This is a genomic window from Arthrobacter sp. Z4-13 (genome assembly GCF_054792705.1).
In genome coordinates, this window is record NZ_CP096459.1 from 12,449 (window position 1) to 28,121 (window position 15,673).

The following is a 15,673-nucleotide window of genomic DNA, read 5'->3' on the forward strand; positions in this document are numbered from 1 at the left end:
TTCTTTCTAGAAAACCGGACCGCGCCAGTAGGGCTGCGGCAGGCCGGGAACGGGGGTATTTAACGTGAAAAGTGCGCCTGACTGCGGGTACTGGGCGAGTTGGGCCTCGCTGAGGTCCTGGGTTGCCGTGGTGATAACGAGTGTCTGAAGGGACGGGCCCGCGAACGCGACGCTGGTGACGTGGGGGGCAGGGACCTTGATGACCGAGACGAGCTGGCCGGCGGGGGAGTACCGGTGGACTTCACCCAGGCCCCACATTGCAATCCAGAGGTGTTCCTCGGCGTCCAGGCACATGCCATCGGGCAGACCGTTGACCTGCAGGAATTCACTGCGCGGACCGGTGGTACCGGACATGGCGTCGTAGGACCGCACGTAGACGACCTGTTTGAGGGTATCGATGCTGTACATCCGCGAACCGTCCGCAGTCCAGGCCAATCCGTTGGAGAGGGTAAGGTCGCCGTCGAGTTCTGTCACTTCACCCTCTGCGCTGCTGACACGGACGAGGACCTCCGTTGATGAGGGAAGGCCCAGCGACAGCGAACCGACGATGAAGTTTCCGGCAGGGTCTGCCTTGCCGTCATTGAGCCGGCGCCCGCAGTCCTGCGGCAGAATCCTCGGTCCGCGGCTGACATTGCCGTCGTTGTCCCGCACGAGGATCTCCTCGGCACCTGCAACCAGCAATTCTCCGCCGGCTGCTACCGCGACCGCTCCCACGGTCTCCTGGAATTCGATGCGTTCCAGGATCTCCACGCGGCCATCCTCCTGCAGGGCTCCGGCGAACACCAGGCCGCGGCGGATGTCCACCCAGAGCAGCCGGTTCCTGGCCGCGTCCCAGACCGGACCTTCACCCAACGTGCAGATCTCGGCGTTCGCGAGCACAACCTCAGCGGTCACCATATCCATCTCCATCTCCATCTCCTTTGATGCAATGCGCTCGAGACCGTCGGCGGCGGGACCTGCATGAAGCGTGCGTCACAGCTATACTAATCAAATTCCACTAAATAGATCCAATTTCCGAAAGTTGGTAAATCATGGCGTCGACCTTGCGGAGCTCCGAATGGTACTCGGGCCAGGACCGAAACGCTTATATCCACCGTGCATGGATGCGCAGAGGCACACCGTCAAGCGCCTTCGAGGGCCGGCCGCAGATCGCCATTGCGAACACTGCCTCCGATCTCACCCCGTGCAATGCTCATCTTGACGAGGTGGCACAGTCGGTGAAGAACGGCATCTATGAAGCCGGCGGTATCCCGCTGAACCTTCCGGTCGTCTCCCTGGGCGAGACCCAGGTCCGGCCGACCGCGATGCTGTGGCGGAACATGGCCGCCATGTCGACCGAAGAAATGCTGCGGGCCAATCCCATCGACGGCGTCGTGCTTCTGGGCGGCTGCGATAAGACCATCCCGGCGCTGCTGATGGCAGCTGCCTCCGTTGACATCCCGGCGGTCGTGGTTCCGGGTGGTCCGATGATCACCGGCACCTTCCGCGGCCAGCCGCTTGGCTGCGGCACCGATGTATGGCGCCTGAGCGAGGAGGTACGCGCCGACACCCTGTCCGAGCGTGACTTCATGAAGTCCGAGTCGTCCATGATCCGCAGCAAAGGCCACTGCAACACCATGGGCACAGCGTCGACCATGGCGCTGGTCGCCGAGGCGCTCGGGACAGTCATCCCCGGCCTTGCCGGCACACCAGCCCCCGACAGCCGGCTCCTGGAGGCCTCACATGAGACAGGCCGGCTCGCGGTTTCACTAATCGAGGCAGACCGCCGGCCCAGTACTTTCCTGACCAAGGGCTCATTCCACAACGCCATCGTGGCCCTGGCCGCGATCGGTGGTTCGACCAACGCTGTGGTGCACCTCCTGGCCATCGCCGGCCGGTTGGGCATCGACCTTACGCTGGAGGACTTCGACCGGATCGGCCGGGACGTTCCCCTCCTGGTGAACCTGCAACCGGCAGGCAAGTTCCTGATGGATGACTTCCACAGTGCCGGCGGGTTCCTTGCCGTACTTCGCGAAGTCCGCGACCTGCTCGACCCGGACGCCCTGACCGTCACGGGTAAGCCTTTGGTTGACCATCTTGAGGACGCGCGGATTTGGGCGCCCGAAGTCATCATGTCCCGCGAATCCCCCCTGCTGCCTGCTGCCGGCATCAGCGTCCTGCGCGGCTCCCTCGCACCGGGAGGAGCCATCATCAAACCCGCGGCCGCATCAGCCCATCTGTTGAATCACCGCGGCCGCGCCGTGGTCTTCGACAGCATCGAGGACTTCCACGCACGGATCGATGACCCCGACCTGGACGTTGACGCCGACTCGGTCCTGGTGCTCCGCGGTTGCGGGCCGAAGGGCTACCCGGGCATGCCCGAGGTCTCCAACATGCCACTTCCCAAGAAGCTGCTCGAAGCAGGAGTTCGTGACATGGTGCGGATCTGTGACGGACGGATGAGCGGTACCGCCTACGGCACCGTGGTCCTGCACGTAACACCGGAAGCTGCCGCAAACGGGCCCCTGGGGCTGGTACAAACCGGGGACTTCATCATCCTGGACGTGGAGAACCGCCGCCTCGATCTGGACGTCCCCGAAGAAGAACTTGCACAACGGGTCCCCAACGAAGCCACACTCAACGGCTTCGCAGCCCCGCAACGGGGCTGGGAACGGCTCTACGTCGACCACGTCATGCAGGCCGACCAGGGCGCAGACCTTGACTTCCTTGTCGGATCCTCAGGATCGAAGGTAAGCCGTGAGTCACACTGACATGCTGAGCCTCAAGGACGTCGAACCGGACCTGGTCAAAGCCCTGGAAAGCGCCTGTACAGCCGTATCGGTGCGGGCTTCAGACCGCCTGTCCGGTTCCCACGACGCGTCCCACTACCAGCTGACCCCTCTGGCCGTAGTGACCCCCGAAACCGCCACGGAAGTCGCTGCGGTCCTTGCCGAGGCCCATCGGTACCAGGTTCCGGTCACCTTCCGCTCCGGCGGAACGAGCCTGAGCGGACAAGCCGGCAGTGCAGGAATCCTTATCGACACCCGCCGCCATTTCCGTTCCATCGATGTCCTGGACAACGGCAGCCGGGTACGGACCGGGCCAGGGGCCACCGTCCGGCAGGTCAACACCCGACTTGCCCGGCACCGGACAAAGCTGGGCCCCGACCCCGCCAGCGAAATCGCCTGCACCATCGGCGGTGTCGTTGCCAACAACTCCAGCGGAATGGCGTGCGGCACCGAGGCGAACACGTACCAGACCATTGCCTCCGCCATCCTCGTGCTGCCCAGCGGCACCACCATTGACACCGGTGACAGTGATGCCGATGAACAGCTCCGCCGCAAGGAACCGGCCATCCACGCCGGACTCGCAGAGCTCCGCGACCGTATCCGCAGCAACACCGCTTCCGTTGACAGCATTAGGACGCTGTACTCCATCAAAAACACCATGGGGTACGGGCTGAACTCATTCCTGGACCATGAGCTGCCCATCAAGATTCTTGAGCACCTTGTCATTGGCAGCGAGGGGACCCTGGCGTTCGTCGCCGAAGCGACGTTCCACACCGTCCCGGTAAAAGCGTTCGCCGCGACAAGCCTGCTCGTCTTCCCGGACCTGGCCGCGGCGACAACGGCTCTGCCGGACCTGGTCGCTGCCGGTTTCGCCACCATCGAACTGCTGGACGCCACCAGCCTGCGTGTCGCACAGCGCGACCCCGAAGCCACTGCGGAGCTCATTGCCCTGGACGTGGTGGACCACGCAGCACTTCTGGTCGAATGCCAGGAGCAGACCGAGGCTGACCTTAACCTGCGGCTGGCCCAGGCGCCTGAAGTTTTCGCCCCGTTGACCCTGGCAACGCCCGCCACGATCAGCACCGACCCGAAGCAGCGGGCACAGCTATGGCACATCCGCAAAGGGCTTTACACCCTGGTTGCCGGTAACCGCCCATCAGGTTCGACCGCGCTGCTGGAAGACATAGCCGTCCCGGTCGAACGCCTGTATGCAACCTGTACCGAACTCATCAGGCTCTTCGAGGTCCACGGTTACGAAGACAGCGTGATCTTCGGCCACGCCAAGGACGGCAACATCCACTTCATGATCAACGAACAGTTCGACCGGCAGGAGTCGCTGCGCCGCTACGAGGCGTTCACCGACGACATGGTCCACCTCGTTCTTTCCCAGGGCGGGACGCTGAAGGCCGAACACGGAACCGGGCGCATCATGGCTCCCTTCGTCCCCCGCCAGTATGGTGACGCTCTCTATCAGGTCATGCTGGACCTGAAAGCACTGGTCGATCCGCACAGGATTCTTAACCCCGGAGTGCTGCTCACGGACGACCCGGACGGGCACGTCCGCGACCTGAAGACAACGCCAAGCGTCGAAGCCGAGGTGGACCGGTGCGTCGAATGCGGTTACTGCGAGCCCGTTTGTCCCAGCAAAGACCTCACCACAACACCGCGTGAACGTATCGTTCTCCGCCGCGAAATTGCGCGGGCACGTGAGAACGGAAATGACGCGCTGGTCCGGACGTTGGAGCGGGAGTACCAGTACGACGCCGTTGAAACCTGCGCCGTGGATGGAATGTGTCAGACGGCCTGCCCGGTGCTGATCAACACCGGTGACCTGGTGCGCCGGCTGCGGGAAGAGGGCGCCAACCCGGTCGAGCAGGCGGGGTGGAAAATGGCCGCGAAGCACTGGGACGCCTCAACCGGTATCGGCGGCAAGGTACTTTCCCTGGCCAAAGCAGTACCCGCCGCCCTGCCGGCAGCAGCCACCCACGTTGCCCGTGCTGTCCTTGGGCACGACAATGTGCAGCTGTACTCCGGCGATTTACCCGGCGGCGGCAAACGGCGGCCGACACTGTCATCAGATAAGCCGGTCGCCGTGTACTTCTCCAGCTGCACCACCACCCTGTTCGGGTCTGAACAGGGCGACGGCGTCGCAGAATCTTTCCTCCGCCTGTGTGAACGCGCCGGGGTCGAACTCACCACTCCGGACGATCTGCCCTCACTGTGCTGCGGAACTCCCTGGAAGTCCAAGGGCCTTTCGAGCGGATACGCCGAAATGAAGACCCGCGTCGCGGCCTCCCTCCGACGAGCCACCCGGGACGGCGAACTGCCGGTCGTCTGCGACGCCTCATCATGCACCGAAGGGCTCCACGTCCTTCTCGAAGCGGCAAATGATGCGGCAATCCGCGTCATTGACGCCGTGGAATTCGTCGACCAGGTCGTCCTGCCAGGCCTACCCGAAGCCACGAAGGCCAAATCCCTGACAGTACATCCGACGTGCTCCTCCACACGGCTCGGCGTCAACGACGCGCTCCTACGGGTCGCAAACGCCTCCGCAGACGAAGTAGCCGTCCCGGAAGACTGGGGCTGCTGTGCCTTCGCCGGGGACCGGGGCATGCTGCACCCTGAACTCACCGCATCTGCTACAGACCGCGAGGCAACCGAGGTCAAGGCCGCAGCGACAACCGACTACGCATCCATCAACCGCACCTGTGAGCTGGGAATGACCCGGGCAACGGGCCAGCCCTACCGCCACATACTCGAAATCCTCGACGAAGCAACAACGCGCTGAGTACCCAAGGAGCGAGGAGTGCACCTGACAGGCCGCTTCAGGTGCACTCCTCACCGACACCATTGGCCAGTGGCGACAGCACGGAGAGCGACCGCCCGGCGGCAAACACATCCAGGAGACTGACAACCGTGACAAGCAGGCATAAACGACATCCTCTCCTCATCCGGGATTGGACAAGCCTCTGGCGCGAGGAACTGGTCGAACTCCGCCAAGGCCACGACGTTCTGGGTTCAGGCGAGATTGACGAAGTAGCAGCTGACGGCAGCGCCGTCTGGATTCACTTAGACGGCTGGGGCAGGAAACTGGTCCACGAAGGTGACGGCGTCTACATCTATCGCGTTGATCCCCGAATACTCCAGGACCGCATTGTGGCTGAAGTGAACCGGACCTAGCGAACCAACCAAGTGCACAACTGCACGGACGCCCGCAGCGGAGTTGCAGCCAGTCAAACGTCACTCGCGCGGTTCTTTTCACCGGCTCGACTACACAGACGACCAACTTAGGACGCGAGGTCGTCCCGATGATTGCCTATAGCTCGGTGACGAGCAATCGGAGCACTGGTCACGGCACAAGCCTTCCCCGCCAATCGTGGAGGACGCAATTGAGCGTGAAACGACGCAATGAAGCATGAAAGGAACCCTTCCATGGTCCAAACGCTTGAACCCATCCGGCTCTGGGACGGAACCGCCCCGGGCTCTGAGAGCTGGAACGTGCCCGAGAACCTCTGGCAGATGCCCAACCCATTAATACCTGACTACGGAACGATGGATTTCGCGTGGAACGTCACCGAACCCACGCTTACGCCCTTTTTGCCTGACCCTGTTTCGGCGACCGGGGCAGCGGTCATGGTTTGCCCCGGCGGCGGATACTTCACCCTGGGGATGAATTACGAAGGTTACGATGTGGCGCGCTGGCTCGCCGAGCGCGGGGTCGCGGCGTTCGTGCTGAAGTACCGTGTCCAGCAGACGGTTGTTCAAGACAATACAGAGTTCCTGAACCTTTTGATGCAGGTTGCGATCCCTGACGGGCTTGAACGCGTGCTTAACCGTATGGATAGCTTCGCGGAGGCAGCGGCAGACGGCCGCACAGCCCTTGCCCTGATCAGACGGGAGGCGGGTAACTGGGGCGTAGATCCTCAACGCGTTGGGGTTATGGGGTTTTCAGCGGGTGCCCGGCTCGCTCTCGACCTGACCGCTCTCGGCGATCCTGACGAGCGCCCCGCCTTCGTAGGGAACATCTATGGTCCCCGGACACCGAACCAAATCCCTGCGGACCCTCCTCCGCTCTTCATCGCCGTTTCCGCCGACGACCCCTTCTTGGCCCACTGCCAGGACACTGAGCGGGATTGGCGGGCAGCCGGTGGTGCGGTCGAAAGTCACTACTACGCTCACGGCGGGCACGGGTGGGGCATGGTTCCCTATGGGCGTCCTTCCGACCACTGGATCGACGCGTTTCACACGTGGACGCGCGCGGTGACTACCTAAGCTCGCCTAAATTCTGTCAGCCGGATCCACCCGGGCCGATGATCAGATGACTGATCGGCAGACAGGAACCCCTGGGGACATCGACAGCCTCATTCCCCGATGCGGCTGTCGATGCCCCGACAGGGGCCGGGTGCTTTCTTAGACATGGGAGCCGGACGTCGCAATCTGCCCGCTTCGTCTGCAGCCCGATTCAAGAGCAGAACGAGATGCAGCAGTGTTGTGCAAATGGGGCTCGGTCCATCCGCAATGACAGGCTCTCGGCTCTGACTACGGCTTTTCGGCCGTGTTCCTTCTCGACGATGGCAACCCATTGACCACGCGACGCCCGTAGAGGCCAGGCTACCCGGACGTACCTATGCGGCAGAGATTCCCATGGTTCCGTTATCCACTGCCTCCTGAATGGCAGACGCGTCAGCAATCAGTCTTTCCAGCGGTGTACGGAAAGCGAGAGCACTGACACTAACTGATGCGCTGGGACTGGACGCCGGGCTCCAGCGAACCGGTACGGCAATGCAATTGATGCCCAGCTCGTTTTCCTGGTCGTCAACGGCGTAGCCGCGTTCTTTGGTTTTGACGAGCTCGGCCCAAAGCTCAGTTACCGAAGTGATTGATCGCTTGGTCCTGGCGGGCAGAGGGCCGTCGCCGACGAGTTCGCGAAGTTCTCCCTCATCATTGATCGTGTAACTCAGGAGCAGCTTCCCCACTGCGGTTCGGTGTGCAGGGTTGCGGCCGCCGACGACCGAGGTGAGCCGAACGCCGCCTTCGGGAGGGTCCACTTTTGCGCGGTAGACCACCTCCGCTCCCTCGAGCACCGCAAAGTGGGCCGTTTCTCCGTACTTGCGGGCCAGCGCGTGCAGAATTGGCTCGATGAGCGCAGACTCCGGCCGTGAGCTTTGAAACTTTAGGGCCAAGCGGACGAAGTCATCGCCCAGGCTGTACACACCGCGACGGACCTGGGCAGCGAGCCCGGCCCTGCGCAGGGCACCCAGCGCCCGGTGAATAGTCGGTTTACTGCTCGCCAGCCGCTGAGCGAGATCATCCAGGGTGATGCCCGTTGGATGATCCGCCAGCTCGACAAGAACCGCAAGCACCCGGTCCGCTCCAACCGCGTGGGTTTCCTCCGCTTGTACCGCCATGATGGTTCGCACTCCTTAGTCATGCTCTAATTCAGACTATCGGAATATCCGTCCGTATAACACCTGTAGAATACAGCCCGCGTGTGCCTGCCCACCCCTTCTGTGGCAGTGCCCAGCGCCCGCACCTTGGGCCGGCATTGAAGTCACGGTAGAGGCTTACTCCTGTGTCTTGCTTACTTGACGCTGCCCGCGGTCAGGCCGTTCTGCCAGTAACGCTGCAGGTATGCGAAGGCGAGCATCAGGGGGATTACCGACAGCAGGGATCCGGTGATGACCGTGGAGAAGATTACCGAGGTCCCGCCGCTGGCGGCTATTTGACCATTGAGGTGAGCCAGTCCGACGGTTACGGGATAGAGGTCATCGTTCCTGATCATCAGCAGTGGCAGCAGGTAGTTGTTCCATGCGCCCACCAGGGAGAAGAGCAGGACGGTGACGAAGCCAGGACCCAGCAGCCTGAAGGCGATTTGGAGGAAGATCCGCAGTTCGCCTGCGCCGTCTACGCGGGCGGCTTCGATCAGAGAGTCTGATATGGCGTCCTGTGCATAGACACGCATGATGAAGACACCGATGGGGCTGGCTACGGCCGGCAGGATAACGGTGAGTGGCGAGTCCGTCAGCTGAAATGAGCTGGCAAGGATGTACTGGGGCAGGGCCAACGCCGTCGCGGGAATCATGATCGCTCCCAGCGCCAGGGAGAAGAGAAGCTTCTTGCCCTTGAAGTCGTACTTCGCGAACGCATATCCGGCCATGGTGGAGATGAATGCTGCCGCGAGGGCCGCGACTCCTGCGTAATAGACGGAGTTCAGCATCCACCGCCCGAACAGTCCTCCCTCGTACTGGAACACCGCCACGATGTTGTCCCAGAGCGCGAAATTGCCCGCGAACCAGAGCCCGAAAGACGTGAAAAGGTCCGAATTGCTTTTGGTTGAGGCTATGAAGAGCCACGCCAGGGGCAGGACAAAATAAGCCGTGCACAGCCAGATCATGACGGTGAGGAGGGCGCTGTTTTCACGTTTGCGGCGCCTGCGCGGGGAACGGAGAGGTTTTCCCGTTATCGCGCGCGGTTCAAGCAGGTCGACGTTGGCACTCATGAACGCCCCTTCCGGTTGGATGACAATTGGACGGCGTAGGAGACCAGGACGATGACAAAGCCCAGGACGAAGGACATTGCAGCGGCGTAACCGATGTCATTTGATCTGAATGCTGTGTTGTAGATGTAGATGTTGGGTGTGTAGCTGGAATCAATGGCCCCCGGACTCAGCGGCGCGAGCAAGTTCGGTTCGTTGAAAAGCTGGAAGCCGACGATGACCGACAGGACCAGGCAAAGCATGACGGAGGGCAAAATCTGGGGGATCTTTACACTCCACGCAGTCCGCAGTTCTCCTGCACCGTCGAGTTTCGCCGCTTCATAGAGCTCAGCGGGAATACTCTGCAGTGCGGCATACAGAATGATCATGTTGTATCCGAGCTGGCCCCAGAAGGCGATGTTGATCATGCCACCCAAGATGTTAGCCGGACCGAGAAGGTCCGGATCTGGCAGCCCAAGGGCATTCATTACCTGAGCGATGGGACCAAAGTCGTTGCCGTACAGGTAGCCCCACATCAGCGTGGCCACGACGACCGGGATAGCGTTGGGAATAAAGATAAGGAGCCGGGACGCTTTGCTGCCCCGGATCCGTCCAGTATCAAACACCAGGGCGAACACCAGAGCGAGCCCAATAGTGAGGGGCACCTGGATGAGCATGTACAGGCCCACCCGAAGCATGCCCTCCAACAGCGCCGGGTCTGTTAAAGCCCGGACGAAATTATCGAACCCGACGAAAGTCGATCCGCCGATGATCCGCGTGCGGAACATACTCGCCCAGACTGCGTAGAACAGCGGCAGCACGATCATGAGAATGAAAATGAGGAAGAAAGGCGCTACTAGCAGGTAGGCCACGGCCGACTGGTGACCGCCTTGCTGGCCTTTGCGAAGACGGGGCCGGCTGTCAGCTCGCTGCGCTGGAGGTGAGGTTGTGGTTGTCATGGCTTCCTTGGAGATAGGACGATGATGAGCTGTGGGATGTGCGGTCCGTTAGTGGACCGCACATCCGGAGTTCAGTCCTGTTTGACCTCAAAACCCTGGTCCTTTGCGTACTGCACCAGCTTGTCCTGATAGGCATGCAGACCATCGGCCATGCTTGTTTTGTTCGCCAGGGCGGCGGCGACAGTATCGTTCAGGGCGGTGTTCATGTAGGCATAGAACGGTGGGTAAACAATCACGTCCATTTTGTCCGCGGTGTCCGCGAAAAGAGCGTTAACTGGCTGCCCGCCAAAAAATGCATCCGGCCGGTTGCGCCACTCGGGATCCTGGAGCACGGCTTTGGTCGCCGGGAAAAGACCGGCTTTGGAACTCAGGAGCTCTGTTGACTCGGGGTCCGAATTCATCCATTGTGCGAACGTCGCTGCTGCAATGGGGTTTTTTGTTGACTTCAAAACGGATGTAGACGAGCCGCCGAGATTGGGGAAGACGGGCTTCGATGGGTCCCACTGCGGCACTTCGGCAACGCGCCACTTTCCTGCGGTGTTGGCTGCAGTTCCCTGAAGGAAGATCGGGCCCCAGGGGGCTGTAAACCATGACGCATACTTTCCCGTCGCCATTCCTTGGTACCAGGGATCGGTGAAGGGCGCGTCCGTAGATACCAGGTTTCGGTCTATCAGGTCCTGCCAATATGCCGCCCACTTCATAACGTCGGCGTTGTCCGTGGCAAGCTCGACGTTCTCGCCCCCGTCCCAACCGTGCAGTGGTTGCTCTGAGGCTTGGTAGGACAGGGCTTGAATTTCCAAGCTACTCAGGTTTGTGATGTAGCTTCCGGTCTTGTCCTTGACGGTCTTTGCCGCCTCGGCAAAGTCTTCCCAAGTTTCGGGGAACTTGGTGATCCCGGCCTGCTCCAAAATATCGGTGCGGTAGAGGGAAGCGACGGGACCGGTGTCCTGTGGAACGCCGTATACGCCATCGCCGATGGCTCCTGTCGCCCAAACTGCCGGCAGGAATTCGTCCTTCAGATCTTCCGCACCATAGGGCCGGAGGTCCAGCAGATCCTCTGACAGGACGAAGGACGAAACCGAAGGGGACGAAAGATGCACTGCATCGGGCATTCCCGACCCTGCCTGGATTGCGGTGCGGAGACGCTGCTCCTGCTCCGCGCCCGTTGTCTGCACCAGCTCCACATCGATGGCCGGGTACTTCGCCTCAAAGGCATCCACAAGCACTTGCGCGCTGGGCAACCATGACCAAAATGTCAGCTTGGTTGGCGTCTCGAGGGCCTTTGTAACTTCGTCCTGGCTGACCTCTTGTACCGCCGCCTCACCACCGGGGGAAGAAGGCGAACAGCCCGTGAGGGCGAGTGCTGCAGTAATTGCCACTGCCCCCGACACTCGCGAGAGCTTCCTTAGGCCTGATTGATTCATGCTCATACTCCAAACTTCGTTGTTTGACTCCGCAGGTCCGCACGCAGAGCGGCTGGATCCAAGTAAACGCTATTTGGAACATTATGTCGATGGTTGGAATATAGGTTTTTGAACGTATGCCCCAAAGTGACCTAGGATCGCCCTCCACCTGGAGGAACGTCACAGGTGCGCCGTTTGGATGCTCGCCTAGCCAGACAGCCCGACACCCGTCTACCCAAGGCCTCACAGCGGAAGGACGGAAGCAGTCGCAACACCATCAGACGCGGGAGTAAGTGGCTGCGCTCCGGTTACCGGGCAGCTAGTTCACCCTTGGCCGGTGCTCGGGCGCGAACAGGGCGGCCACGAACTCGTTGTGCCAGTCCAGCGAAAAACGTATTGGCGGATGGTGTGGCAGCAGCCCGGGGCCAACACGGGTGTCGGTGGCGGCCATTCCCTGCCCCGCAGCGCGACTGTATTGAGCAGTAGGACTTCCTGAGTCGGTGCAACGCGACAAATGATCGAAGGAAACAGCCCTTCTGTAGGCCGCCCCCCACTCATTTTAAAGAGCCGATAACGGATATTCCGTCAACCCGGCTGAATCGGGCAAACTCGCTCCGTTGACTCTGATCCGTCTACAGCTGGGGTCAATTCCGGTTATCCACGGCTGGAAGTAGGAGCCGTTGGGGTAGCTCCCTGGCAGCAGTAGCGGTGGACACCTATGAGGATTGTCCCCGGCTGGGGCGGGCGGACCTGACTTCTCGTCAAACGTAGATCAATTTGGGTTTTTAGAGGACCAGGCACGAAGCCGTGTGTCAGCTTTGGGTGTACCTAAACCTAGTAATTCCGAGTGACGAGATCTCGACCCTCGGGCATTTTTGATCACGGTCTGCGATAGCCATGGGCGGACCAGCCAAGGGGTCGGTACACCCCGTTTCCTATTCCTAACCCGCTTGCGCGAGGGCTTGCTCAACGATGTGTTCGGCGATGGCGAGGGAAGCCGTGGCCCCGGGGGAGGGTGCGTTGCGAACCTGAACGAGCCGCCCGGTGGTGCGGATGACGAAGTCGTCTACCAGTCTTCCGTCCGAGTTGAGGGCCTGCGCGCGGATCCCGCGCACGCCCTTGACCACGTCGGCTGATTCGATGGCCGGCACGAATTTGCGGGCTTCCTCGACGATAGACCCACCCCAACCCAGACGTTCAGGCTGAAGTACCAGCTGAACATCGACGCCGTGAGCGCCGAACTGATCACTGCAACACCTGTGGAGAGGTCAAACTCCCCGCCAATCATCAGCAGCGACACCCCCACGGCCATGATGCCGATCGTGGAGCTACCGTAAAGAACGGTGGCGAAGGCGTTTGGCTGGATGAAAGTCTGGGAGACCGAGGCGAAGAAGACGAAGAGGACGATCGCGCCTACCAGGGCTCCGACTTCGGGACGTGCCAGGAGTTTCTGGAAGGGGTTGCGCTTCGCCACGCGCTCATCTGCCACAGCGGGTTTTGGCATTGTTGGGGTCAGGGTCATGGAATTCTCCTAGGTGTGCCGGGCCCAGTGAGGGCTGGGCCCGGCTGGCGGCTTGTTTAGCGGATGCCTTGGTCGAGAACTGCTTGCGCATCCGCTGCCCCCCGATCGATCTCGTAAGGCTTCAGGACGGGTACGACATCCACTACGGAGTTATCGAACGGATTGATGACTTCTTGGACGTCGCAGCTGGGAAAACAAGGGGTGGAGGTTCAGCGCTGGAGATCCATTTGCACCGGATGACTCCTGAGCTAGTTGGGACTCGTTTAGGTCGTTGTCCGACGGCTGCCACGAGCAAGGCCTTCACGGCCGATTCGGGGATCAGTAAGAGATTGGTTCCGACCGACCGGTTGCCAAAGAGTGAGTGGCCGCTTCGGCGATCGCTTGGGCTTTCAGTCCGTCCTCCAGGGAGGGGCTGACGGGGGTGCCGTCCTCGAGCGCTTTGACGAAGGCGGCGAGGGCTGCGGCATACGTCGGCTTGACTCGTTCGAACCATCCGGGGTGGAGCCCGTCGTCCGTGATCTTGCCGGCGGAGTAGCGCGCTACGTTGCCGTTGCGGTGGCGGCGCGCCTCGGCCATGCCGGTGGATCCGAGGACCTCGATGCGTTCGTCGTAGCCGTATCCGATGCGACGCGTGCAGTCGATCTGGACGAGTGCCCCGGAGGCCAGCCGGAGGGTGACGGCCGAGGTATCTACGTCACGGTAGGCGGCCAGGCGGGGTTCGGCCAACGTGGACCCGGCGGCAAAGACTTCAACGGGATCGGATCCGGAGATCCATCGGGCGAGATCGAAGAAATGGACTGCCTGGTCGCGCATCTGTCCGCCGGAGACGGCGATGTACTCGAGGGGAGGCATGGCTGGACCTCTGCTGGAGAGCTGGATGAGTTCAACGTCGCCGATCTCTCCGGAATCAACGATGCGCTTCAGCTCGCCGTAGTCGCGGTCGAAGCGGCGGTTGAAGTCGACCATGGCGCGGGTGTTGCGTTCCCTGGCATAGGCGACAGTCTCGGTTGCCTCCGCGAGGTCGAGGTGGATCGGCTTTTCGCACAAGACGGCGACCCCGGCATCTGCGGCGCGCCGGAGATGGCCGGCGTGGGTGTCCGTCGAAGACGCTATGAATACGGCATCAATCGCGCCGGCGTCGAAGATTTCGTCGAGGCTGCCGGCGACGGCGGCCCCGTATGAGCGCGCGAGGACATCGGCGCGGTTGGTGTCGACGTCGTACACCAAGCGGAAGTCGACGTCCAGGTTGGCTGCGAGGCTGGCTGCATGGACGGTGCCGATGAATCCGGCGCCGATGAGGGCGAAGCGTTGCATGGTCAGGCCTCCTGGCAAGTTGCGCTGGCCGGGATGGTCCAGGCGCCGTTGTTCGCGTGGGATGCGGCGACGGCTTCGACAAACTGCACGCCGATGAGCCCGTCGATGCCGGTCGGAAAGGACAACTCGCGGATTGTGCTTGCCGTGCGGTCACGTCGTGCCGTGAGTTCATCGGCGAGGTCACGGTAGAAGTTTGCGAATGCTTCGAGGAAGCCTTCGGGGTGGCCGAGGCCGACGCGGGTGACCCGGGCAGCATCATCGGACAGAGTGCCGAGTCCGTGCGTCAGGATGGTCGTGGTGCCGTCGAGGTCCTGCACCGACAGGTGGTGGGGATCCTCGTGTTGCCATTCCAAGCTCCCGGCGTCGCCGAAGACGCGGATGCGCAGGCCGTGGTTGTGTCCCGTCGCGGCCATGCTGGCCCAGACGCGCCCCGGTACTCCGCTGTTGAGCCGGAGCGATACCGTGGCGTTGTCGAAAACCGTGCGCCCAGGGACGAGAGTGTGCAGCTGCCCGGAGATTTCTTCCGCTTCAAGGCCAGTGATGTAGCGGGCCAGATGATAGGCGTGGGTGCCGAGGTCTGCCACGACGCTGGGGAATCCGGCAACGTCGGGGTCGGTGCGCCAGGAAGCCTGCTTGTGCCCGGAGAGTTCCAGCGGTGTCGCCGCCCACCCGGAGGCGTGCTCGACGTCGACGAAGGTGATGCGGCCGAGCGCACCGTCGCGCACCATCCTGCCGGCCTGGCGGACCATGGCATAGGCGGAGTAGCAGTGCGGCACGGCGATGAGGACGTCGTTCTCGGCCGCGATGCGCACGAGCTCAGCGGCCGTAGCCGAATCGCTGGTGAGCGGCTTCTCACACACGACGGAGATTCCCCGCTCCAGGAACGCCTTCGCGATCGGGAAGTGGCTGTCATTCGGAGTGGCAACGACAGCGACGTCGATCCCCTCCGGGTGCGCTGACTCCGCCTCGGCCATCTGCTCGTAGTCCGCGTACGTACGCTCCGGTGAAATACCCAGGCTGCCGGCAACGCGTACCGCCTGCCCGGCATCCCGCCCGAAGACGCCGGCTTCCAACGAGTAACGGTCATCGAGCCTCATGCCGAAGCGGTGTGTCTTGCCGATGTCGGCGCCGGCGCCGCCACCGACCATTCCTGCCTTGAGGCGGATCCTGCTTGGTTCAACCATTACTTTGCTTCTTCCTGGGTGCCGTTTGGACAAATATGGACCGTTCCA

At 62.0% G+C, this 15,673-nt stretch carries 11 protein-coding genes and 1 pseudogene; 4 read left to right on the plus strand and 8 right to left on the minus strand.

Annotation, left to right across the window (positions count from 1 at the left end):
* Positions 1-6: 6 nt before the first annotated feature.
* On the minus strand, positions 7-909 hold the full coding sequence (locus M1E07_RS01905; RefSeq protein ID WP_461188617.1) for an SMP-30/gluconolactonase/LRE family protein: 903 nt from the start codon (positions 907-909) through the stop codon (positions 7-9).
* A 122-nt stretch (positions 910-1,031) separates the two neighbouring features.
* Here M1E07_RS01905 and M1E07_RS01910 point away from each other — a divergent pair, with 122 nt between their 5' ends.
* From M1E07_RS01910 to M1E07_RS01925, 4 genes are all read left to right on the plus strand, one after another.
* On the plus strand, positions 1,032-2,750 hold the full coding sequence (locus M1E07_RS01910) for an IlvD/Edd family dehydratase (protein ID WP_461188618.1): 1,719 nt from the start codon (positions 1,032-1,034) through the stop codon (positions 2,748-2,750).
* A gap of 1 nt (position 2,751) precedes the next feature.
* Entirely contained in the window at positions 2,752-5,556 is a 2,805-nt protein-coding gene (locus M1E07_RS01915) for an FAD-binding and (Fe-S)-binding domain-containing protein (RefSeq protein ID WP_461190462.1), read from the plus strand.
* A 128-nt stretch (positions 5,557-5,684) separates the two neighbouring features.
* Positions 5,685-5,948: a hypothetical protein gene (locus tag M1E07_RS01920; protein WP_461188619.1), complete on the plus strand. Its 264-nt coding sequence runs from the start codon at positions 5,685-5,687 to the stop codon at positions 5,946-5,948.
* A gap of 252 nt (positions 5,949-6,200) precedes the next feature.
* Positions 6,201-7,040, plus strand: a complete 840-nt coding sequence (locus tag M1E07_RS01925; protein ID WP_461188620.1) for an alpha/beta hydrolase — start codon at positions 6,201-6,203, stop codon at positions 7,038-7,040.
* 353 nt (positions 7,041-7,393) lie between these two features.
* Here M1E07_RS01925 and M1E07_RS01930 read toward each other — a convergent pair whose 3' ends face one another.
* The 7 genes and pseudogenes from M1E07_RS01930 to M1E07_RS01960 form a co-directional block, all read right to left on the minus strand.
* A complete protein-coding gene (locus M1E07_RS01930) occupies positions 7,394-8,176 on the minus strand; it encodes an IclR family transcriptional regulator (RefSeq protein WP_461188621.1) in 783 nt (260 codons plus the stop codon).
* Between the two features lie 173 nt (positions 8,177-8,349).
* Complete coding sequence (locus M1E07_RS01935; protein ID WP_461188622.1) at positions 8,350-9,267, minus strand: carbohydrate ABC transporter permease; 918 nt, start codon at positions 9,265-9,267, stop codon at positions 8,350-8,352.
* Positions 9,264-10,115 (minus strand): carbohydrate ABC transporter permease, encoded by an 852-nt coding sequence (locus M1E07_RS01940; protein WP_461188623.1) that lies wholly within the window; start codon positions 10,113-10,115, stop codon positions 9,264-9,266. The genes M1E07_RS01935 and M1E07_RS01940 overlap by 4 nt, the downstream gene beginning before the upstream one ends.
* Before the next feature lie 158 nt (positions 10,116-10,273).
* Positions 10,274-11,632, minus strand: a complete 1,359-nt coding sequence (locus tag M1E07_RS01945) for an ABC transporter substrate-binding protein (protein WP_461188624.1) — start codon at positions 11,630-11,632, stop codon at positions 10,274-10,276.
* Between the two features lie 1,144 nt (positions 11,633-12,776).
* A pseudogene (locus M1E07_RS01950) lies at positions 12,777-13,127 on the minus strand (ABC transporter permease); the annotation flags it as partial.
* Between the two features lie 318 nt (positions 13,128-13,445).
* A complete protein-coding gene (locus M1E07_RS01955) occupies positions 13,446-14,441 on the minus strand; it encodes a Gfo/Idh/MocA family protein (RefSeq protein WP_461188625.1) in 996 nt (331 codons plus the stop codon).
* Between the two features lie 2 nt (positions 14,442-14,443).
* The gene (locus M1E07_RS01960) at positions 14,444-15,625 is read right to left on the minus strand and encodes a Gfo/Idh/MocA family protein (RefSeq protein WP_461188626.1); all 1,182 of its coding nucleotides are present in this window, start codon (positions 15,623-15,625) and stop codon (positions 14,444-14,446) included.
* Positions 15,626-15,673 lie beyond the last annotated feature (48 nt).

Bases quoted from the DNA above. Each gene is read 5' to 3' on its own strand.
- M1E07_RS01935 (WP_461188622.1), bottom strand. From the start codon at position 9,267: ATGAGTGCCAACGTCGACCTGCTTGAACCGCGCGCGATAACGGGAAAA.
- M1E07_RS01930 (WP_461188621.1), bottom strand. From the start codon at position 8,176: ATGGCGGTACAAGCGGAGGAAACCCACGCGGTTGGAGCGGACCGGGTG.
- M1E07_RS01955 (WP_461188625.1), bottom strand. From the start codon at position 14,441: ATGCAACGCTTCGCCCTCATCGGCGCCGGATTCATCGGCACCGTCCAT.
- M1E07_RS01945 (WP_461188624.1), bottom strand. From the start codon at position 11,632: ATGAGCATGAATCAATCAGGCCTAAGGAAGCTCTCGCGAGTGTCGGGG.
- M1E07_RS01905 (WP_461188617.1), bottom strand. From the start codon at position 909: ATGGAGATGGATATGGTGACCGCTGAGGTTGTGCTCGCGAACGCCGAG.
- M1E07_RS01910 (WP_461188618.1), top strand. From the start codon at position 1,032: ATGGCGTCGACCTTGCGGAGCTCCGAATGGTACTCGGGCCAGGACCGA.
- M1E07_RS01925 (WP_461188620.1), top strand. From the start codon at position 6,201: ATGGTCCAAACGCTTGAACCCATCCGGCTCTGGGACGGAACCGCCCCG.
- M1E07_RS01915 (WP_461190462.1), top strand. From the start codon at position 2,752: ATGCTGAGCCTCAAGGACGTCGAACCGGACCTGGTCAAAGCCCTGGAA.
- M1E07_RS01960 (WP_461188626.1), bottom strand. From the start codon at position 15,625: ATGGTTGAACCAAGCAGGATCCGCCTCAAGGCAGGAATGGTCGGTGGC.